This window comes from Dietzia sp. B19 (genome assembly GCF_014145155.1).
GTDB lineage: Bacteria > Actinomycetota > Actinomycetes > Mycobacteriales > Mycobacteriaceae > Dietzia > Dietzia natronolimnaea.
Window position 1 is genome coordinate 1 of the sequence record NZ_JAALED010000419.1, and the last position, 2,703, is coordinate 2,703.

Annotated in this window: 3 protein-coding genes and 1 pseudogene; all 4 read right to left on the reverse strand. The window is 70.3% G+C overall.

Annotated elements, in window-relative coordinates; genetic code table 11:
* Positions 1–227 (reverse strand): annotated as a pseudogene (locus G6020_RS12035) (amidase); the annotation flags it as partial.
* A gap of 49 nt (positions 228–276) precedes the next feature.
* The gene (locus G6020_RS12040; RefSeq protein WP_182610796.1) at positions 277–1,140 is read right to left on the reverse strand and encodes an SDR family oxidoreductase; all 864 of its coding nucleotides are present in this window, start codon (positions 1,138–1,140) and stop codon (positions 277–279) included.
* A gap of 79 nt (positions 1,141–1,219) precedes the next feature.
* Positions 1,220–1,867, reverse strand: a complete 648-nt coding sequence (locus G6020_RS12045; RefSeq protein ID WP_241732691.1) for a sulfite exporter TauE/SafE family protein — start codon at positions 1,865–1,867, stop codon at positions 1,220–1,222.
* A 150-nt stretch (positions 1,868–2,017) separates the two neighbouring features.
* Positions 2,018–2,494, reverse strand: coding sequence for a nuclear transport factor 2 family protein (locus G6020_RS12050; protein ID WP_182610797.1), 477 nt, complete (start codon positions 2,492–2,494; stop codon positions 2,018–2,020).
* Between the last annotated feature and the right edge of the window lie 209 nt (positions 2,495–2,703).

Genomic DNA, 2,703 nt, shown 5'->3' on the forward strand with positions numbered 1-2,703 from the left:
TCCCCCCGCAGCGGTCCGTCCGGCAGCCCCGCCTCCACCTCGGCGCGCGCGGCGTCGATGCGCGTGGAGACCATGGCGCCCAGCCCGGGGTCGAGCCGCTCAATGCGGGCAATGGCCTCCTCCAGCACCTCGGCGGGGTCGGTGGCGCCGGAGCGGATGTCGGCGGCCAGGGCCAGCGCGTCGCGGCTGTTCGGTGCGGTGTTCGTGGGACCAGTGGTCGGGGTCATGGCGGAGGCTTTCCGGGGAGAGGGGTTGTACGGGGCGACGACGACGGGGTCAGCCCCAGCGGGACTGGCCGCCGTCGAGGGGGATGGTGGCACCGCTGAGGTACGAGGCCTCGGCCGAGCACAGCCAGGCCACCGGGCGACCGATGTCGGGGAGGGGGTCGCCCACGCGGCCGGCGGGGATGCTCGACACGAACTCCTCCGCCTCCTCGGGGTTGTTCTCCATCCACCAGTCCAGCCCGGGGCTGTGGGCGTGTGGCGCCACGTTGAGGGCGCGGGTGCCCTCGGCCGCCCACTCGTAGGCGGCGGCGCGGGTCAGGGCGCGGATGGCCTCCTTGACCGCGGCGTAGACGCCGTAGTTCGCGGCGTCCCACCGGACGGCGGCGGCGGTCACGAGGTTGATGATCGTGCCCCCTCCGCGCTTGGCCATCTCGGGCCGCGCCAGCTTCATCAGGGTGAAGGTCACGCGGGGGCCGCCCTCGAAGGCCTTGCGGAACTCGTCGTCCGGGTAGTCGGACAGCGGCAGCGGCATGGCCATGTTGGCGTTGTTGACCAGGATGTCGACCCCGCCGAGCTTCTCCACGGCGGTCGCGATGATCGCCTCGGGGGCGCCGTCGGTGATGATGTCCACGGCCAGGCACTCGGCCGTGCCACCGTTCGAGCGGATGATCTCGGCGACCCGCTCGAGCTTGCGCATCCGACGCCCGACCAGCAACAGCGCGGCACCGGATTCGGCGAGGCCGAGCGCGATGCCCTCCCCGACCCCCTGCCCGCCACCGGTGACGATGGCGACCTTTCCGGCCAGACGGTTCTCCCGTGCGGTGCCGGCCTTCTCGGTGTGCTGCGCGATCGTGTCGGTCTGCGTGGACGTGTCAGTCTCTGCGGTCGTGTCGGTCTGCGCGGTGCTGTCGGTCATGGGGTCCTCCGGGGTCGGTACGGGAATCTGTGGGAGTGGGAACGGGGCGTCACGGCGATCACGCGGTGGCGAAGGTCGATCACGCGGTGGCGAAGGTGACGAGGCCGGCGATCACCACGAGGGAGATCACGGCGGAGCGGAACACGTGGGTGGGCAGGCGCATGGCGATGCCGATTCCGAGCTGGTTGGCCAGGACCCCGACGACGGTGCAGGCCACCACCATGGGCAGCAGGGCGGGCAGGTCGATCTCGGTGCCCGACCACAACAGTGCGAGGGAGACCAGGCTGGTGATGACGAAGTACCCGGCGAGGTCGGCGATGAAGCCCAGCGGCGGCAGCCTGGCCCGGCTGAGCAGCAGGACGACCGGCGGTCCGTTGAGCGAGGTGGTGGTGGAGAAGTACCCGCTGATCACCCCGGTGACCGCGGTCGCGATCGCCGAGGGCGGCCGGGGTGTTTTGGCCGCGGGCAGCGCCATGGCGACCCCGCACAGGACCGTGATCGCGCCTGCCGCCGGCTTGAGGTGCTCCTCCGGCAGGAACGCGATGGTCTGAACGCCCAACCAGGCGCCCGGCACACTCGCCAGTCCCAGCACCGCGACGCGCGGCCAGGTGATGTGAGCGCGCAACTGCACGGTGACGCCCACCCTGGTGACCAGGGCCACGACCAGGTTCACCACCACCGTCTCGGCCAGTCCGATGCCCGCCATCAGCATCAACGGGGTGGCCAACAGGACGTGCCGAACCCGGTGGCGCCGCCGATGACCGAGGCCGCCGCCACGCACAGCGCGGCGATGACGATCAGCTCCACGCGTCACCGTCACGGTCACAGTCGTCGTCACCGACTCGCCGGGCAGAGCTCGCACCGTCCGCCCGCGCCGTCACTGCCCGTCGGCGGGCGCGAGATGATTTTCGGTCAGCTGGAAGCTCGGGATGTCTTTGAGGCTGAGCATCGCCTCGAAGTTGCGCTTGTAGCCAGTGGTAGTGATGACCCACTTGCCGTCAACCCGGGCATAGGTGTCCTCGTAGAAGGCGCTGCCGATGATCATCGTGTCGAAGGCGGGCACGATCACCCGGTCCTGCAGGTACCAGCGTCCGGTGGCGGTGTCTCCGTCCACCTCGATCTCCGGGTGGTGTGCCTGATGCTCGGTGATCACGTCGTCGGTCATCTGCCCCCGCAGCCCGTTCACCACCTCGTCGCGGCCGGTGTAGGACAGGCGCTTGCCGTAGGAGGCCGAGACCTCGGGCGCGAGCGTCTCGGCGAGCTCGTCCCACAGTCGCAGGTCCACACAGCGCAGGTAGCGGTACTTCAGGGACTTGATCGCGTCGATGTCGTCGCGGCGGTCGGTGGTGGTCATCGTGAGGCCTTTCACGTGGGGGCGGGGCGCGCGAATCCACACCCGTCAACCCGACTGTAGTCAATTGTGTACAGTTTGGGAATGGAAAGTGAGAACCGATCCGACGACGACGAGGACGGCCTCCCCGGACCGACCCCGCCCGACTCCGCGCCCACCCGTGGGCACGGCGCCCCGCGACCCCGCCCGACCGGTCGCGACGAGGTCCGTTC